16 protein-coding genes are annotated in these 15,916 nt (G+C 67.4%); 9 read left to right on the forward strand and 7 right to left on the reverse strand.

The genetic code is table 11. The annotated features are described in order from the left end of the window. Window positions 1-158: 158 nt before the first annotated feature. The 5 genes from CKW46_RS06840 to fadD8 form a co-directional block, all read right to left on the reverse strand. A complete protein-coding gene (locus CKW46_RS06840) occupies window positions 159-578 on the reverse strand; it encodes a maleylpyruvate isomerase family mycothiol-dependent enzyme (RefSeq protein ID WP_015354512.1) in 420 nt (139 codons plus the stop codon). Window positions 579-596: 18 nt separating this feature from the next. Continuing rightward, entirely contained in the window at window positions 597-1,484 is an 888-nt protein-coding gene (locus CKW46_RS06845) for an SDR family oxidoreductase (RefSeq protein WP_011738936.1), read from the reverse strand. Window positions 1,485-1,527: 43 nt separating this feature from the next. Then, window positions 1,528-2,430, reverse strand: a complete 903-nt coding sequence (locus CKW46_RS06850; RefSeq protein ID WP_015354513.1) for a 1,4-dihydroxy-2-naphthoyl-CoA synthase — start codon at window positions 2,428-2,430, stop codon at window positions 1,528-1,530. Then, window positions 2,427-3,113: a hypothetical protein gene (locus CKW46_RS06855; RefSeq protein WP_482052989.1), complete on the reverse strand. Its 687-nt coding sequence runs from the start codon at window positions 3,111-3,113 to the stop codon at window positions 2,427-2,429. The genes CKW46_RS06850 and CKW46_RS06855 overlap by 4 nt, the downstream gene beginning before the upstream one ends. A gap of 109 nt (window positions 3,114-3,222) precedes the next feature. Then, window positions 3,223-4,824, reverse strand: coding sequence for a fatty-acid--CoA ligase FadD8 (fadD8, locus tag CKW46_RS06860; protein WP_015354515.1), 1,602 nt, complete (start codon window positions 4,822-4,824; stop codon window positions 3,223-3,225). A gap of 88 nt (window positions 4,825-4,912) precedes the next feature. On the opposite strand from fadD8, the gene CKW46_RS06865 reads away from it, so the two are divergent. The 6 genes from CKW46_RS06865 to CKW46_RS06890 all read left to right on the forward strand — a co-directional run bounded on the left by CKW46_RS06865 (window position 4,913) and on the right by CKW46_RS06890 (window position 11,736). Then, on the forward strand, window positions 4,913-6,517 hold the full coding sequence (locus CKW46_RS06865; RefSeq protein WP_482052990.1) for an amidohydrolase: 1,605 nt from the start codon (window positions 4,913-4,915) through the stop codon (window positions 6,515-6,517). Between the two features lie 59 nt (window positions 6,518-6,576). Next, the gene (locus tag CKW46_RS06870; RefSeq protein WP_231395759.1) at window positions 6,577-7,497 is read left to right on the forward strand and encodes an o-succinylbenzoate synthase; all 921 of its coding nucleotides are present in this window, start codon (window positions 6,577-6,579) and stop codon (window positions 7,495-7,497) included. Continuing rightward, window positions 7,490-8,278, forward strand: coding sequence for an alpha/beta fold hydrolase (locus CKW46_RS06875; protein ID WP_012392824.1), 789 nt, complete (start codon window positions 7,490-7,492; stop codon window positions 8,276-8,278). Before CKW46_RS06870 ends, CKW46_RS06875 begins: the two co-directional genes overlap by 8 nt. 63 nt (window positions 8,279-8,341) lie before the next feature. Further along, on the forward strand, window positions 8,342-9,988 hold the full coding sequence (gene menD / locus CKW46_RS06880) for a 2-succinyl-5-enolpyruvyl-6-hydroxy-3-cyclohexene-1-carboxylic-acid synthase (protein ID WP_482052991.1): 1,647 nt from the start codon (window positions 8,342-8,344) through the stop codon (window positions 9,986-9,988). Continuing rightward, entirely contained in the window at window positions 9,985-10,509 is a 525-nt protein-coding gene (locus CKW46_RS06885; protein ID WP_117436539.1) for a DUF3592 domain-containing protein, read from the forward strand. The genes menD and CKW46_RS06885 overlap by 4 nt, the downstream gene beginning before the upstream one ends. A gap of 75 nt (window positions 10,510-10,584) precedes the next feature. Further along, window positions 10,585-11,736: a glycosyltransferase family 4 protein gene (locus CKW46_RS06890; protein WP_482052992.1), complete on the forward strand. Its 1,152-nt coding sequence runs from the start codon at window positions 10,585-10,587 to the stop codon at window positions 11,734-11,736. On the opposite strand, the gene CKW46_RS06895 is transcribed toward CKW46_RS06890, so the two are convergent. Next, complete coding sequence (locus tag CKW46_RS06895; protein WP_117436537.1) at window positions 11,733-12,212, reverse strand: MarR family winged helix-turn-helix transcriptional regulator; 480 nt, start codon at window positions 12,210-12,212, stop codon at window positions 11,733-11,735. The two genes, CKW46_RS06890 and CKW46_RS06895, sit on opposite strands and share 4 nt — an antisense overlap. Window positions 12,213-12,363: 151 nt before the next feature. On the opposite strand from CKW46_RS06895, the gene CKW46_RS06900 reads away from it, so the two are divergent. Genes CKW46_RS06900 through CKW46_RS06910 form a run of 3 tightly spaced genes read left to right on the forward strand, consistent with a single transcriptional unit; the run spans window position 12,364 to window position 15,560 of the window. Beyond that, entirely contained in the window at window positions 12,364-13,539 is a 1,176-nt protein-coding gene (locus tag CKW46_RS06900) for a sulfotransferase family protein (protein ID WP_117436578.1), read from the forward strand. Then, entirely contained in the window at window positions 13,529-14,836 is a 1,308-nt protein-coding gene (locus CKW46_RS06905) for a hypothetical protein (protein ID WP_482052994.1), read from the forward strand. The genes CKW46_RS06900 and CKW46_RS06905 overlap by 11 nt, the downstream gene beginning before the upstream one ends. Before the next feature lie 28 nt (window positions 14,837-14,864). After that, window positions 14,865-15,560 carry a demethylmenaquinone methyltransferase gene (locus tag CKW46_RS06910; protein ID WP_012392831.1) on the forward strand — a complete coding sequence of 232 codons (696 nt, stop codon included), beginning with the start codon at window positions 14,865-14,867 and terminating at the stop codon, window positions 15,558-15,560. A gap of 18 nt (window positions 15,561-15,578) precedes the next feature. Here CKW46_RS06910 and CKW46_RS06915 read toward each other — a convergent pair whose 3' ends face one another. Further along, window positions 15,579-15,914: a DUF732 domain-containing protein gene (locus CKW46_RS06915; RefSeq protein ID WP_011738950.1), complete on the reverse strand. Its 336-nt coding sequence runs from the start codon at window positions 15,912-15,914 to the stop codon at window positions 15,579-15,581. Window positions 15,915-15,916 lie beyond the last annotated feature (2 nt).

Below are 15,916 nucleotides of genomic sequence, written 5' to 3' on the forward strand. Positions count from 1 at the left end.
TCGACGCAGCCCGCGGCCCGCCCGGTCATGGCGAGCAGCAGCGACAACAGTGGTCCCTCGACGCGCTCGCCCTGGCCGTGTCGCCAATCGTCATCGGTGGCGCATAGCTGGAGTCCTGAAATTCGCTTCTTGGCGCCGCTGAGCAGGTTGGAGCCCCGCTAGAAGTCGATGGTCTGGCGAAGCGCCCCCGGCGAGTAGGTATGCGGGATGCCCAGCGGCTGCCGGATGTCGGCGCCATGCAACACGATCTCGCCCAGCCACGACACCTTGGGGCCCGGTGGCGCCGACGTCGCGTGCTGCAGGCCGCGGAATTCGTCGAGGGTGGCGGCCGGATCGGGGCCGAGGTGCTTGGCCAGTTGTCCGTTGGTGAACCTGTCGAAGCTGAATCCGGCGGCTGCCATCCCGAGAAAGAACCGGGCCGGATTCAGCGATGCGGTCGCGCAGAGGTGCGCCACCACGTCGCGCACCCTCCACCCGGCGCACAGCGACGGGGTTTCCCATCGATCTGCCGGCAGCGTGGCCAGGTCGTCGGCGAGTGCGCCGCGCTCGGCCGCGATCGTGGTCCAGATGTCAGCCATGGCGAACTCCCGAGTCAGTCAGCGATCGTTGAGCTGGTCGTCACGCTGTTGCATAAGTGTATTGACCCACCGGGGGCCCAGGGTGTTCAGCGCCTTGGCCATCAGGGCGATCCTGGGCGCGATCCGCACCGGACGGGTGCGCGCGGCGGTGATCATCCACTCCGCGGCCTCCTGTGGGGTCAGTGCGGGCATCCCGGAGTAGGCCTTGGTCGGCGCGATCATCGGTGTGGCCACCAGCGGGTAGTAGAGCGTGGTGGAATGGACGCCCCCGCGGCCCCACTCCGTTTCGATCGTCCGGCTGACCGCCGACAGTGCGGCCTTGGACGCGTTGTATACCGAGAACAGCGGCGAGGCCTCCGACAGCACGCCCCAGGTCGTGACGTTGATGATGTGCCCGTCGCCGCGTTCGAGCATCCCCGGTGCCAGCCCGCGGATCAGCCGCAGCGGGCCGTAATAGTTGAGCACCATGGTCCGCTCCACGTCGTGCCAGCGCTGCAGCGATTCGGCCAGCGGCCGGCGGATGGAGCGGCCGGCGTTGTTGATCAGGATGTCGACCCCGCCTAGACGGTTTTCGACGTCGGCGACCAATGCGTCGACGGCGTCGAGGTCGGAGATGTCGCAGGGCGCCGACATCGCCACCCCACCCGAGGTGGTGATGCGGTCGGCCACCGCGTCCAGCAAGTCCTTGCGGCGGGCGACGGCGATCACGGTGGCGCCCTGGCGGGCGAACTGCTCGGCGGCGGCTTCGCCGATACCCGAGGAGGCGCCGGTGATCATGACGCGCTTGCCGTCGAGGGCAACCGGTTTGATCGGTGGCCGGTTGACCAGCAGTTGTGGTGCGATCGGCGGCCGCATGCCGGCCAGCGTGATCTGCTCGGTCAACCGGCGCAACGGGCTCTTGCTCACGGGTGGGGAGTCTAGGACGAAGACCTATGCGCCGCGGCGGGCACTAGAAATACCGTGGAAAGCCGCTCCAATCCGGTGCGCGCTTTTCCAGGAAGGCGTCGCGGCCCTCCACGGCCTCGTCGGTCATGTATGCCAGCCGGGTGGCCTCCCCGGCGAACAGCTGCTGACCCACCAGCCCGTCATCGAGCAGGTTGAACGCGTACTTGAGCATTCGTTGCGCCTGCGGCGACTTCGCGTTGATGTCCGCCGCCCATTGCAGCCCCACCCGCTCCAGCTCGGCATGGTCGACGACCTCGTTCACCGCGCCCATGTGATGCATCTGCTCCGCCGTGTACGGCCGGCCCAGAAAGAAGATCTCCCGGGCGAATTTCTGGCCGACCTGGCGGGCCAGATACGCGCTGCCGTAGCCGCCGTCGAAGCTGCCCACGTCGGCGTCGGTCTGCTTGAAACGGGCATGCTGGCGGCTGGCCAGGGTGAGGTCGCAGACCACGTGCAGGCTGTGCCCGCCGCCGGCCGCCCAGCCGTTGACCAGACAGATAACGACCTTGGGCATGAACCTGATCAGCCGTTGCACCTCGAGGATGTGCAGCCGGCCCGCCCGCGCGATGTCAACGGTGTCTGCGGTGTCTCCGCTTGCGTACTGATAGCCACTGCGTCCCCGGATGCGTTGGTCCCCACCGGAGCAGAAGGCCCAGCCACCGTCTTTGGGGGACGGCCCGTTGCCGGTCAACAGCACCACGCCGACGTCGGGAGACATTCGCGCGTGGTCCAGCACGCGATATAGCTCGTCGACGGTGTGCGGCCGGAACGCGTTGCGCACTTCGGGACGATTGAACGCCACCCGGACGGTGGCGTCTTGGACGTAGCGGTGATAGGTGATGTCGGTCAGCTCGTCGAAACCGTTGACGAGTCTCCACACGCCAGCATCAAAGGGGTTGTCGCTCAAGGCTCTTGCACTCCATCCTGGTCAATCGTGAGGTTGCCGTAGCTGATCGTCTGTGCCGATGTGACTATCGAGTCTCTAGCGGAGTCGGCCGTCAGCGTGTCCGAGGGTCCGATGGTGGCCAGCGTCCCGTCCAGATCGACCTCGGTGCGCCGCACCGTGTCCGGGTCCGGCAGTGCCTGCAGTCCGACCAGCCGGCGACCGTCGCCCATGTTGCTGCAGCCGACACCGGTGCCGTGGCCGCGCAGATTCTGCAGATCGAAAAGGAAGGGGTGGCCCCGGCTGTCGACGGCGGCTTGTAGCCGGCAGGCGGCGTACACATACAGGTGCGCGGCCCGGCCGTCGCTGACGATCACCTGGTGACTGCCGTTTTCCTGCGCATCGATGGCCAACGCGCGCAGGGGGATCGGGCTGGCCGAGGCGATGTGGACATCGGTGCTGGCACCGCCGGCGGTGGTGATGCCAACGATTCGGATGGTGTCTCCGGTTCCGCTTTGAAAATCCCCGACCCACAACGTATCCGGCCGACCGTCGCCGTCCAGGTCACCGACCCGCCGTTCGTTCACGTCGGCCGGGGCGGGGGTGCCGCCCGGCGGGCATCCCGGTGCGGCCACCGCCCGCGGTGCGGACAACCCGATCGGGCTGGCCGCCAGCAGCATCGCCGCCAGCAGTAACGCGCGACCCATCGGCCTACACCGGCACCGTCAGTGCCACGGCGTCGACCACCACGGCGGCTTGATTCGCTCGCTCATGCAAGCCACAGTAGCCAGGCCCGAATCGGTCCGAGCCGGCCATTCAGCCCACAGCGCGGCCGGCGCCCTCCCAGAACCGTGCCCGGACGGCCTTCTTGTCCGGCTTGCCCAGCCCGGTCAATGGCAACGAGTCGACGACCACCACCTGCTTGGGCGATTGCACCGAGCCCTTGCGCTGCTTGACCGCGGCCTGGATCTCGGCGGTCATGGTCTCGATCGCGGCGTCATCGCGGGCCGCGTCGGCACGCAACACCACCACCGCGGTGACGGCCTCGCCCCACTTCTCATCCGGTGCCCCGACCACGCAGACCTGCGCGACCGCCGAGTGCTCGGCCACGACGTCCTCGACCTCACGGGGAAACACATTGAAGCCGCCGGTGACGATCATGTCCTTGACCCGGTCGACGATGAAATAGAAGCCGTCCTCGTCTTCGCGGGCCATGTCGCCGGTGTGCAGCCAGCCGTCTCGGAAAGTCTGCGCGGTGTCGTCCGGTTTGTTCCAGTAACCGCCGGCCAGTAGCGGCCCGCTGACACAGATCTCACCCGGCTCACCCTGCGGTACCGGCTTGCCGTCCTCACCCAGCAATGCCACCCGGGCGAACAGCGTCGGGCGTCCACAGGAGGTCAGCCGCTTCTCGTCGTGATCGGCCTTGGGCAGGTAGGTGATCACCATTGGCGCCTCGGATTGCCCGTAGTACTGCGCAAAGATGGGGCCGAACCGGTCGATCGCCTCGGCCAGCCGCACCGGGTTGATGGCCGAAGCGCCGTAGTAGACGGTCTCCAGCGAGGACAGATCGCGGGTGTGTGAATCCGGGTGGTCCATCAACGCGTACAGCATCGACGGCACCAGCATGGTTGCGGTGATGCGCTGTTCTTCGATGACCCTCAACACTTCACCCGGGTCGAACTTGGCCAGCACGATCATCTCGCCGCCCTTGACAACGGTGGGGGTGAAAAAAGCGGCCCCGGCATGCGACAGAGGTGTGCACATCAGGAACCACGGGTGCTCGGGCCATTCCCATTCGGCGAGCTGGATCGAGGTCATGGCGGTGATGTTGCCGGCAGTGCCAATCACTCCCTTGGGCTTGCCGGTGGTGCCGCCGGTGTAGGTCAGGCCGCCGATGTGGTTCGGCGGCAGGTCGGCGACGACCAGCGGCTTCGGCTGGTATTTGGCCGCTTCCGCGGACAGGTCGACCGCTCGGTCCTCGAGGGCTTCGGGTACCGGTCCGATGGTCAGGACCTGCTCGAGCGAGTCCACCTTTTCCAGCAGTCCCAGCGCCCGCTCGACGAACATCGGGTTGGGGTCGATGATCAGCGCGCTGGCCCCCGCGTCGGAGAGCACGTAGGCGTGATCGTCGAGCGAACCCAGCGGATGCAGCGCGGTACGGCGATAGCCGCGAGCCTGGCTGGCGCCGAGGATCATCAGCACCTCGGGGCGGTTGAGTGACAACAGGCCGACGGTGACCCCGGTGCCGGCGCCCAGTGCCTCGAACGCCTGGATGTACTGGCTGATCCGCTCGGCCAGCTGTCCACCGGTGAGCGTGGTGTCGCCCAGGAACAGCACCGGCCGGTTCTTGTGTCGCTTGAGCGCGCCCACCAGCAGGTGGCCGTTGTGAGTTGGATTGCGCAACAGATCGTCACTCATATGGCCAGACTAGAACGTGTTGCAATTCTGCTCAGCTGCGCCCTCGGGCCTGACCTTTTCCGGGCCCGAATCACTAGGATCGCTGTTCATGGCCGATGCAGATGTCGTCATTACCGGAACCGTGCTCACCGTCGACGACACCAGGCCCACCGCCGAGGCGATCGCCGTCACCGACGGCAGGATCGTCGCCGTCGGGGACCGATCCGAGGTCGCGGGCCTGATCGGGGAGGGCACCCGCACCATCGACTTGGGTTCGGGTTGTCTCATGCCGGGGTTCGTCGAGGCACACGGCCATCCGCTGATGGAAGCGATTGTGCTCTCGGGCCGGATCGTCGATATCCGGCCGGTCACCGTCCGCGACTCCGAACGCGTGGTGGCCGAGATCTGCCGCGAAGCCGGTGAGCGCGGGTCGGCCGGTGCCTACCTGATCGGCTGGGATCCGTTGCTGCAGCCGGGGCTGCCGGAACCGACGCTGGCCTGGCTCGACGACATCGCGCCGAACGGGCCGCTGGTGATCATCCACAACTCGGGTCACAAGGCCTACTTCAATAGGCACGCTGCCTGGCTCAACGGCCTGACTCGCGACACCCCCGATCCCAAGGGAGCGAAATACGGCCGCGACGCCAACGGCGAACTCGACGGCACCGCCGAGGAAACCGGTGCGGTGCTGCCGCTGCTGGCCGGTGTGACCGATCCCAGCAACTATCCGGCGATGCTGCGCGCCGAGTGCGCCCGGCTCAACCGGGCCGGGCTGACCACGTGTTCGGAGATGGCGTTCGATCCAGGGTTTCGGCCGCTGGTCGAGCAGCTCCGCGATGAGTTGACGGTCCGGCTGCGCACTTACGAGATTTCCAACGCGCAGCTGTCCACCGAGGCCTCGCCGGGAGACGGCGACGACATGCTCCGGCAGGTGGGTATCAAGATCTGGGTGGATGGCTCGCCCTGGATCGGCAACATCGATCTGAGCTTTCCCTACCTGGACACCGCCGCCACCCGCACCATCGGTGTGACACCTGGTTCCTGCGGATGCGCCAACTACACCCGCGAACAGCTGGCCGAAATCGTGGGTGCCTACTTTCCCCTCGGTTGGCCGATCGCCTGCCACGTGCAGGGCGACGCCGGGGTCGACACCATCCTGGATGTCTATGAAGAGGCGCTGCGGAGCAACCCGCGTCCGGACCACCGATTGCGGCTAGAGCATGTCGGTGCCATCCGGCCCGAACAACTCCGCCGGGCCGCCGACCTCGGCGTCACCTGCAGCATTTTCGTCGACCAGATCCACTACTGGGGTGACGTCATCGTCGATGGGTTGTTCGGCCCCGAACGGGGGTCGCGGTGGATGCCCGCGGGTTCCGCGGTGGCCACCGGCATGCGCATCTCCTTGCACAACGACCCGCCGGTGACACCCGAGGAGCCGCTGCGCAACATCAGCGTGGCCGCCACCCGGGTCGCACCCAGCGGCAGGGTGCTGGCTCCCGAGGAGCGTTTGACGGTGGAGCAGGCGATCCGGGCGCAGACCATCGATGCCGCCTGGCAGATGTTCGCCGACGACATCATCGGCTCGCTGGAAGTCGGCAAGTACGCGGACATGGTGGTGCTCTCGGCGGATCCGCGGACGGTGCCGCCGGAGGAGATCGCCGACTTGGAGGTGCGAGCCACCTTCCTGGCGGGCCGCCAGGTCTATCGGAAGTGATACCCGGGCCGGCCACCCTGCCGGATCTACTGGACCGACTGCAGGTCGTGGCCCTACCGATGCGGGTTCGTTTTCGCGGCATCACCACCCGGGAAGTGGCATTGATCGAGGGGCCCTCGGGGTGGGGCGAATTCGGGGCGTTCCTCGAATACCAGCCCCCGGAAGCGGCCGCGTGGCTGGCATCGGCCATCGACGCCGCCTACGGCCAGCCGCCACCGGTGCGACGCGGGCGCATCCCCATCAACGCGACGGTGCCGGCGGTGCCCCCCGCCCAAGTCCCCGAGCTTTTGGCCCGGTTCCCCGGCGCCCGCACCGCCAAGGTGAAGGTCGCCGAGCCCGGACAGACGCTCGCCAGCGATGTCGAGCGGGTCAACGCCGTGCGCGCTCTGGTCCCGACCGTTCGGGTGGACGCCAACGGTGGCTGGAGCGTCGACCAAGCGGCGCAGGCCGCCGTTGCCCTGACGGCCGACGGCCCGCTCGAGTACCTCGAACAACCCTGCGCCACCGTCGGTGAACTCGCCGAGCTGCGCCGGCGCATCGAAGTGCCCATCGCCGCCGATGAGGCCATCCGCAAGGCCGAGGACCCGCTGGCGGTGGTGCGCGCGGGGGCTGCTGATGTCGCGGTGCTCAAGGTCGCCCCACTGGGCGGGGTCTGGGCGCTGCTGGACATCGCCGCGCAAATCGACATCCCGGTGGTGATCTCCAGCGCGCTGGACTCGGCCGTCGGAATAGCGGCCGGGTTGAGCGCCGCCGCGGCCCTACCGCAACTGCAGCACGCCTGCGGATTGGGCACGGGCGGGCTTTTCGTCGAGGACGTGGCCGAGCCCGCCATCCCGGTCGACGGCGCGCTGGCCCCGCAGCGGGTGGCGCCGGACCCGGCCCGGCTGCGGGCGTTGGGCGCCGCGCCGGATCGGCGGCAGTGGTGGATCGACCGGATCAAGGCCTGCTACCCGCTGCTGTACCGTCGATCGGGTGATTAACCTCGCTTACGACGACAAAGGGACCGGTGAGCCGGTCCTTTTTATCGCCGGTCGCGGCGGTGCCGGACGCACCTGGCAGCCCCACCAAGTTCCGGCGTTCCTGGCGGCGGGATACCGATGCATCACCTTCGACAACCGTGGCATCGGTGCTACCGAGAACGCCGAGGGCTTTACCACGCAGACGATGGTCAACGACACCGCAGCGTTGATCGAATCCCTGGGCATCGGCCCGGTGCGCATCGTCGCGGTGTCGATGGGCTCATTCATCGCCCAGGAGCTGATGGTGGTGCGTCCCGAGCTGGTCAACTCCGCCGTATTGATGGCCACCCGCGGCCGCCTGGACCGTGCCCGCAAGTTCTTCCACGACGCCGAGGCGGAGTTGTACGACTCCGGTGCCAGGATGCCGTCGACCTACGATGTGAAAGATCGCCTGCTGGAGAACTTTTCCCGCAAGACGCTCAATGACGATGCGGCCGTTGGCGACTGGCTCGCGATGTTCTCCATGTGGCCGATCAAGCAGACCCCGGGCTTGCGCTGCCAACTCGACGCCGCGCCGCTGACCAACCGGTTGCCCGCCTACCGCAACATCGCCGCGCCGGTGCTGGTAATCGGCTTTTCCGACGACATCGTCACCCCGCCGTACCTGGGGCGCGAGGTCGCCGACAGCCTGCCGAACGGTCGCTATCTGCAGATACCCGACGCCGGGCATCTCGGGTTCTTCGAACGCCCCGAAGCCGTCAACACGGCCGCGCTGAAATTCTTTGCCGGCACCAGGGGCTGAGCGCCGCGGTAGCCGGTGCGGCTCGATAGCCGGCGCAGCGTTCGGCTGTGACACCCTGTACTGGTGAACCCTTCGACGACACAGGCCCGCGTTGTCGTTGACGAGTTGATCCGCGGTGGGGTTCGCGATGTGGTGCTGTGCCCCGGCTCGCGCAACGCGCCGCTGGCCTTCGCGTTGCAGGACGCCGACCGGTCCGGTCGCATTCGGCTGCACGTTCGCATCGACGAACGCACCGCCGGCTTCTTGGCCATCGGGCTGGCCGTCGGGGCGGGTGCGCCGGCGTGTGTGGCGATGACCTCCGGTACCGCGGTGGCCAATCTCGGCCCGGCGGTGGTGGAGACCAATTACGCCCGGGTGCCGCTGATCGTGCTCTCGGCGAACCGGCCCTACGAACTGCTGGGCACCGGGGCCAACCAGACCATGGAGCAACTGGGCTACTTCGGCACTCAAGTGCGTGCCACGATCAGCCTGGGTCTGGCCGAGGATGCGCACGAACGCCTGGACTCCCTCAACGCGTCGTGGCGATCGGCCACGTGCCGGGTGCTGGCGGCCGCCATGGGGTCGCGTACCGCCAACGCCGGCCCGGTGCACTTTGACATTCCGTTGCGGGAACCGCTGGTGCCCGACCCGGATCCCCACGGTGCGGTGACCCCGCCGGGACGCCCGGAGGGCCGGCCGTGGACCTACACCCCACCGGTCACCTTCGACCAACCGCTGGAAATCGACCTGTCCGCCGACACCGTCGTCATCGCCGGGCACGGCGCCGGTGTGCACCCCAACCTGGTGCAGCTACCCACCATCGCCGAGCCGACAGCACCGGCTGCGCCGTCCGGTGGCAACCCTCTGCACCCGTTGGCACTGCCGCTGCTGCGGCCCCGGCAGGTGATCATGCTGGGGCGCCCGACGCTGCACCGGCCGGTATCGGCCTTGCTGGCCGATCCCGAAGCGCCGGTCTTTGCGTTGACGACCGGGCCCCGCTGGCCGGATGTGTCGGGAAACTCGCAGGCCACCGGAACCCGGGCGATCGTCACCGGCACCCCGAACCCGTCGTGGCTGGACCGCTGCGCGCAGATGAACCGCCACGCGGTTGCGGCGGTACGCGAGCAGCTTGCCGCGCACCCGCTGACCACCGGCCTGCACGTCGCGGCGGCCGTTGCCGGCGCGCTTCGCCCCGGCGATCAGCTGGTGCTGGGCGCGTCCAACCCGGTGCGCGATGCGGCCCTGGTCGGCCTGGACACTGCGGGCCTGCGGGTGCGATCCAATCGAGGGGTCGCCGGTATCGACGGCACCGTGTCCACGGCCATCGGGGCCGCGCTGGGCTACGAACGCGATCATCACGGGCGCACCGTCGCGCTGATCGGTGATTTGACGTTCGTCCACGACAGCTCCGGCTTGTTGATCGGCCCTACCGAACCGACACCGCGGCAGCTGACGATCGTGGTGTCCAACGACAATGGCGGCGGCATTTTTGAGCTGCTCGAGCAGGGGGATCCGCGGTTCTCCGATGTCTCGTCGCGGATCTTCGGCACCCCCCACGACGTCGACGTGGGCGCACTGTGCCGGGCCTACCACGTGGAGAACAGGCAGATCGAAGTGGACCAGTTGCCGGCCGCGCTGGACGAGCCGGGCAGCGGCCTGCGGGTGCTCGAGGTCAAGGCGGACCGCTCCTCGCTGCGGCAACTGCACGCCGCCATCAAGGCCGCGCTATGACCTCGCCCAAGAAGCTGCTGCGCATCCTGATCCACGGCACCACCGAAGAGATGCCGGACACGCCGGCCAGGACAGTGGTGCGCTGGATCCGGATCTCGGTGTTGATCCTCACCGGGTTGGTCACGCTGCAGTCGATATTGCTGGTGGCCGGCGCGTGGCGCAATGACCTGACCATCGATCGCAACATGGGGGTCGCACAGGCCGAGGTGCTCAGCGCCGGGCCACGGCGCTCAACCATCGAATTCGTCACCCCCGACCGCGTGACCTACCGGCCCGAATTAGGTGTGCTGTACCCGTCTGAGCTGGCCACCGGTATGCGCATCTACGTCGAGTACAACAAGAGGGATCCCAATCTGGTGCGCGTGCAGCACCGCAACGCCGGGCTGGCGATCATCCCCGCCGGCTCCATCGCGGTGGTGGCCTGGTTGGTGGCGACTGTTGCGCTCGTCGGTCTGGCCCTGCTGGATAGGCGGCTGGACAAACGGCCGGACCAGCGGGCGGACACGATGTCCACGCCATAGGGCGTGCCGGCAGATTTCGCGCCCCGTATGCCCGGCGGCAACCTTGCCGACAGTCGACGCTGACACGGTGGTGGCGTGCGCGTTGCGATCGTCGCCGAGTCGTTCTTGCCCAACGTCAATGGTGTCAGCAACTCGGTGGTTCGGGTACTCGAGCATCTGCGCCGGACCGGTCACGAAGCCTTGGTCATCGCGCCCGACAATCCTCCCGGTGAGCCCAGGGCCGACCGGCTGCATGACGGCGTCCGAGTGCACCGGACGCCGGCGCGGATGTTCCCGAAAGTGACCACCCTGCCGCTGGGGGTGCCAACCCCGCGAATCCTGCGGGTCTTGCGGGGATTCGAACCTGACGTGGTGCACCTGGCCTCACCGGCGCTGCTCGGCTACGGCGCGCTGCGGGCGGCGCGACGTCTTGGCGTGCCCACCGTGGCGGTGTACCAAACCGATGTGCCGGGCTTCGCGGCCAGCTACGGCATCGCGGCAACCTCACGGGCGGCCTGGGCCTGGTTTCGCCACCTGCATGGCCTTGCCGACCGCACCCTGGCGCCGTCCACTCCGACCATGCAAACCCTGCTCGACCAGGGCTTCCCGCGGGTGCACCGATGGGCGCGGGGCGTCGATCTGATCAGGTTCGCGCCGTCGGCGCGAGACGAGTCGCTGCGCCGGCGATGGTCGCCGGACGGGCGGCCGATCGTCGGATTCGTGGGTCGGCTGGCGCCCGAGAAGCATGCCGAACGGCTCGCTGGGCTGGCGGCATCGGGCGCGGTCACGCTCGTGATCGTCGGCGCCGGAGTCGACCGGCGCAAACTCGAATTGGCTATACCCACAGCGGTTTTCACCGGCGCCCTGTACGGTGACGAGCTCGCTGCGGCGTACGCCAGCATGGACATCTTTGTGCACGCCGGTGAACACGAGACGTTCTGTCAGGTCGTGCAGGAAGCGCTGGCGTCGGGGCTGCCGGTGATCGCCCCCGACGCCGGCGGACCCCGCGACCTGGTTACCCCACAACGGACCGGCCTGCTGCTTCCCGTCGACGGGTTCGAGACGCAGTTGCCGGCCGCGGTCGCGCACCTGGTCCACGAACGCCAGCGCTATTCGCAGGTGGCCCGGCGCAGCGTGTTGGGCTGCAGCTGGTCGGTGATCTGTGACGAGTTGCTCGACCACTATGCGGAGGTGCTCGCACCGACCGGGCGGGCCCAAGACTGGTTGTGGCGAAGGCGGCGCGCCTAGCGCGTTGCGGTATCGACGATCGGCGTCTTCTTGATGTCGGTGAGGAACTTCGACAGGAGTCGGTTGAACTCGTGGAGTTCGGCCGCCGACCAGCCCGAGAGCGCTCGCGCCAAGTGATCCTTTCGCACCTCGTGCAGTGCCCCCGCGGCACGCCGGCCCTGCGGCGTCGCCTCGATCACCGACACCCGCCCGTCGTTGGGATCGGTGTGCCGGGTGACCAGCCCGGCCTCGACCAGGGCTCGCACCCGGCGGGTGGCCATCCCGGCATCCATGTGCGCCAACCTGGCCAGTCGACTCAACGGCAATGGGCCCTCGTCGATCAGGACGCGAAGCAGAACATAGGAAGGCTGCGACAGCTCGGTGTTGGCCGCCGATGCCTGACCGGCGAACGCCGATCGACTGATGCTGAGCCGGACGATTTGGGCGAGGGTGGCACTGATGGCGGCAACCGCCGTCAGCTTGCGTGCAGACGCCACATTCGCCCCGGTCTGGCCAGCGCGCACCCGCCGGTAGTGAAGACCCGCATGAACGCGACAGTATCGGCAACTACTTGACATAGTCAATAAAGTATAGATAGCTGGACCGCGACATCCGGCCACCGAAATTGGCTTGCGCGCAGGAGTGTTCATGCTGGGAACGGGTTTCTATTTCGACTGGCCCAACTACCGCACGATGCTGCGGCTGTTGCGCCGCGACCCGCCCGCCGCGGCGCGTTGGCGGCGCTTCTTCGGGTTCGCGGTCGCGGTGCCGGCCATCGCCGCGATCCACGCGGTGTGCTTCGCGCTCGATTCCATCCTGTTCGGGTCATTGCGCCGCACCCAAGTGGTGGCACCGGTGTTCTGTATCGGGCACGCCCGCAGCGGCACCACCTATCTGCATCGGCTGATGGCCAATGACCCCCAGTTCAGCTACGCGATGATGTACGAGCTGTTCTTTCCGTCGTTGTTGGAGAAACGCTTGCTGCGCCTGCTTTTTCGGGTCGATGCCGCGGTATTCGGAAAGCGTCTGCGGCACCGGCTCGACGAGATCGAAAAGCGTCGATTCGCCCCGACCGACGACATGCACAAGACCGGGTTCTTCGTTCCGGAAGAGGACGACGCGTTTTTGACTTGGTCACTGTGCTCAGGGTTCTGGATCCTGATGTTCCCGTTCATGGGCGAACTCGATTTCTACCATGTCGATCGCTGGCCGCAACGCAAGCGGCGACGGGCGATGGCCTTCTACAAGGGGTGCGTCCGGCGCCAGATCGCGGTCAATGGTGGCGGTACGCACTTGAGTAAGAACCCCACCTTCTGCGGTCGGGTCGAAGCGCTGATCGAGACCTTTCCGGACGCCAGGTTTATTGTGCCCCTGCGCAATCCGGATGAGACGATTCCGAGCCTGCTGAAGTTGTTGCAGACCGAATGGGGCCTGCGCGGCCGCGATCAGCGCTTGGTCGAGAAGTCGCTGCGGGTGCTGGCCGAGCAATCGTTGGATTCCTACCAGCATCCACTCGACGTCTTGGCCCGACATCGCGAGGTTCGTTCGGTCCTGGTGGATTACCGCGAACTGATCGCCCAACCGGAGGTCACCATGCGCCGGATCTACCGGCAGTTGGAACTCGACATGGGGCCGGCGGCCGCCGAGGCGTTCGCGGCGGCCGCCTCGGGCAGCGGGCACGAATCAACCCACCGCTACAGCTTGGAGGAATTCGGACTGGACTCCCGCGAGATTCACACCCGGCTGGCCGACTTGTTCGATGAATACCACTGGGACACAGAGGCAGCGGCAAGAACAGAAGGAACAGACGCGCATGTCCGCTGAAACAAGCCAAGCCAGCCTGCACGCGGCCTGGACCGACATGATCGACGCGCTGACCCGGGCGCGCGATGCCGTGGACTCCGCCGAATTGCATGCTCCTCCGGTCACCGCCGCCGGCCTCGCGGACGGATACGGATACCTGCTGGGATTTGTTTTCAGTGGCATCGAACGCGCCTTCGGCGAGAATCCCGACTTTCCGTATTTTCGGCGTGCCATCCAACCGCTGGACAAGGCGACCATCGACAACGCCGACGCCTTATACCTGTCGGCGCCGATCGACGGCGCGCAGAGTTATCGGGTAACCGGCCGGTTCGTCGGCCCAAAGCCTCCGCAATACCTCATCTTTGAGGCACACACCGACTATGCCGGAGACACCGGCGGCCTTGCCGAGCTCATGCCGGGCGGACGCGTGGTAACCGGGGCGCTGGACACCGCCGATCTCGCCGTCGGCGAGGATGGCCGATTCGAGATCCTGCTGGGCCCGCGCCGGCCCGGCGAGCACACCGGCAACTTCATTGCCACCCGCACCCCAGACGGGACCGCCACCGCGCGTTTTCTGATCGCCCGCATACTGTTTCACGACTGGGAACACGAGATGTCGCCCGATCTGCACATCGTCCAGATCGGCAAGCAGGGAGCCCAGCCCGAGCCGGCCGATCCCGCCGTCGTGGCCCAGAACATGCGTCGCCTCGGCACGATCGTCGAGAACCAGATGCGGTTCTGGAACGAGTTTTGCGACGTGGTCCTCGAGGCGCACGGTGACAAGAACGGCGATGGGTTCATGCTGATGCCCCGTAACTCACTCAATGAGCCTGCGCTGGCCAACCTTGCCATGGGTGGCGGCCAGAGCACCAACGTCTACTGCGGCGGGGTCTATGACCTGCGCGCCGACGAAGCGCTGCTGGTCGAGGTCGTCGTTCCGGTACCGCCGGCCTACATGGGATTTCATCTGTCCAACCTGTGGGGCGAATCCCTGGATTACGCCAACCACGCGTGCAGTCTCAACGGATTTCAGTCCGAACCCGATGCCGACGCGAGGATCCGCTACGTCATCGCCGACACCGACCCCGGCGTGCCCAACTGGCTCGACACCGCCGGGCGCCTGGGCGGATTCCTGACCCTGCGGTGGACGTACTGCGACCCGCCGTCCAAATTGCCCAAGGCCAGCGCCGTAAAGGTGCCCCTGGCCAGCGTGCGTCAGCACCTGCCCGCGGACACCCGCACCGTGTCCGTCGAGGAAAGGCGCCGGCAGATCAGCGTCCGCCAGGAGCACGTCCAGCGCCGATACCGCCAGTATTGACGCGACGCTGTCGGGTAGCGTCTCCGAGGTGAGTCGCGCGGCCCTGGACAAAGACCCCCGAGACGTCGCGTCGATGTTCGACGGCGTCGCTCGTCGTTACGACCTGACCAACACCGTGCTGTCGCTGGGGCAGGACCGATATTGGCGGCGGGCCACCCGATCGGCGTTGCGCATCGGTCCGGGTGACAAGGTGCTGGATCTGGCCGCGGGGACTGCGGTATCCACGGTGGAGCTGGCGAAGTCCGGGGCCTGGTGCGTGGCGGCTGACTTCTCGGTTGGGATGCTCGCCGCGGGCCATGAACGCAAGGTGTGCAAGGTTGCCGGTGATGCCACCCGGCTGCCGTTTGCCGACGATGTCTTCGACGCGGTGACCATCAGCTTCGGGCTGCGCAACGTGGTCGATTTCTCCGCCGCACTGCGCGAGATGGCGCGCGTGACCCGGCCCGGGGGACGGCTGGTGGTGTGTGAATTCTCCACGCCCGTCAGTGCGTTGTTCGCCACGGTCTACAAGGAGTATCTGATGCGGGCGCTGCCGCGGGTGGCGCGCGCGGTGTCCAGCAATCCCGAGGCCTACGTATACCTGGCCGAGTCGATCCGGGCGTGGCCGGACCAGGCGGCGTTGGCCCAGCAGATGTCGCGGGCCGGCTGGTCGGCGGTGCGCTGGCGCAACCTCACCGGCGGAATCGTGGCATTGCACGCCGGGTACAAGCCCCAGCCGGTCTAAACGACCCGGCCAATAGACCTAAGCGCCGACCCGCTGCAGGACCCCGACATGCGCGGGGCAGTAGTGGTCGATCGCCGCGCCCAGGAACTGAAACGCCTGGCCCTGGGTGGTGCCACGGGGCAGGTTGCGCTGCAAGAAAGTCGCCGACTTGTACGCGTCGCCGTCAACGCCCCGGTCCATTCGCTCGCAGCTGATCTTGGCCAGCCAGGCGTTGTAGTCCTGCGGGCCGTAAATCCCGAAGCTGTGCAGCGTGTTGTTGAAAGGGGCGTCGTAGTCGTCAGCCTGCGCCGGCGCCGCCAGTCCGACGGCAGCTACCGCAGTCGCGGCGATTGTGGCCAGCCTTCTACCCTTCATTA

The sequence above is a fragment of the Mycobacterium liflandii genome, from assembly GCF_022354805.1.
In the GTDB taxonomy this organism is placed as follows: Bacteria; Actinomycetota; Actinomycetes; order Mycobacteriales; family Mycobacteriaceae; genus Mycobacterium; species Mycobacterium marinum.

Bases quoted from the DNA above. Each gene is read 5' to 3' on its own strand.
- CKW46_RS06840 (WP_015354512.1), bottom strand. From the start codon at position 578: ATGGCTGACATCTGGACCACGATCGCGGCCGAGCGCGGCGCACTCGCC.
- CKW46_RS06855 (WP_482052989.1), bottom strand. From the start codon at position 3,113: ATGGGTCGCGCGTTACTGCTGGCGGCGATGCTGCTGGCGGCCAGCCCG.
- fadD8 (WP_015354515.1), bottom strand. From the start codon at position 4,824: ATGAGTGACGATCTGTTGCGCAATCCAACTCACAACGGCCACCTGCTG.
- CKW46_RS06865 (WP_482052990.1), top strand. From the start codon at position 4,913: ATGGCCGATGCAGATGTCGTCATTACCGGAACCGTGCTCACCGTCGAC.
- CKW46_RS06870 (WP_231395759.1), top strand. From the start codon at position 6,577: ATGCGGGTTCGTTTTCGCGGCATCACCACCCGGGAAGTGGCATTGATC.
- CKW46_RS06885 (WP_117436539.1), top strand. From the start codon at position 9,985: ATGACCTCGCCCAAGAAGCTGCTGCGCATCCTGATCCACGGCACCACC.
- CKW46_RS06900 (WP_117436578.1), top strand. From the start codon at position 12,364: ATGCTGGGAACGGGTTTCTATTTCGACTGGCCCAACTACCGCACGATG.
- CKW46_RS06905 (WP_482052994.1), top strand. From the start codon at position 13,529: ATGTCCGCTGAAACAAGCCAAGCCAGCCTGCACGCGGCCTGGACCGAC.
- CKW46_RS06915 (WP_011738950.1), bottom strand. From the start codon at position 15,914: ATGAAGGGTAGAAGGCTGGCCACAATCGCCGCGACTGCGGTAGCTGCC.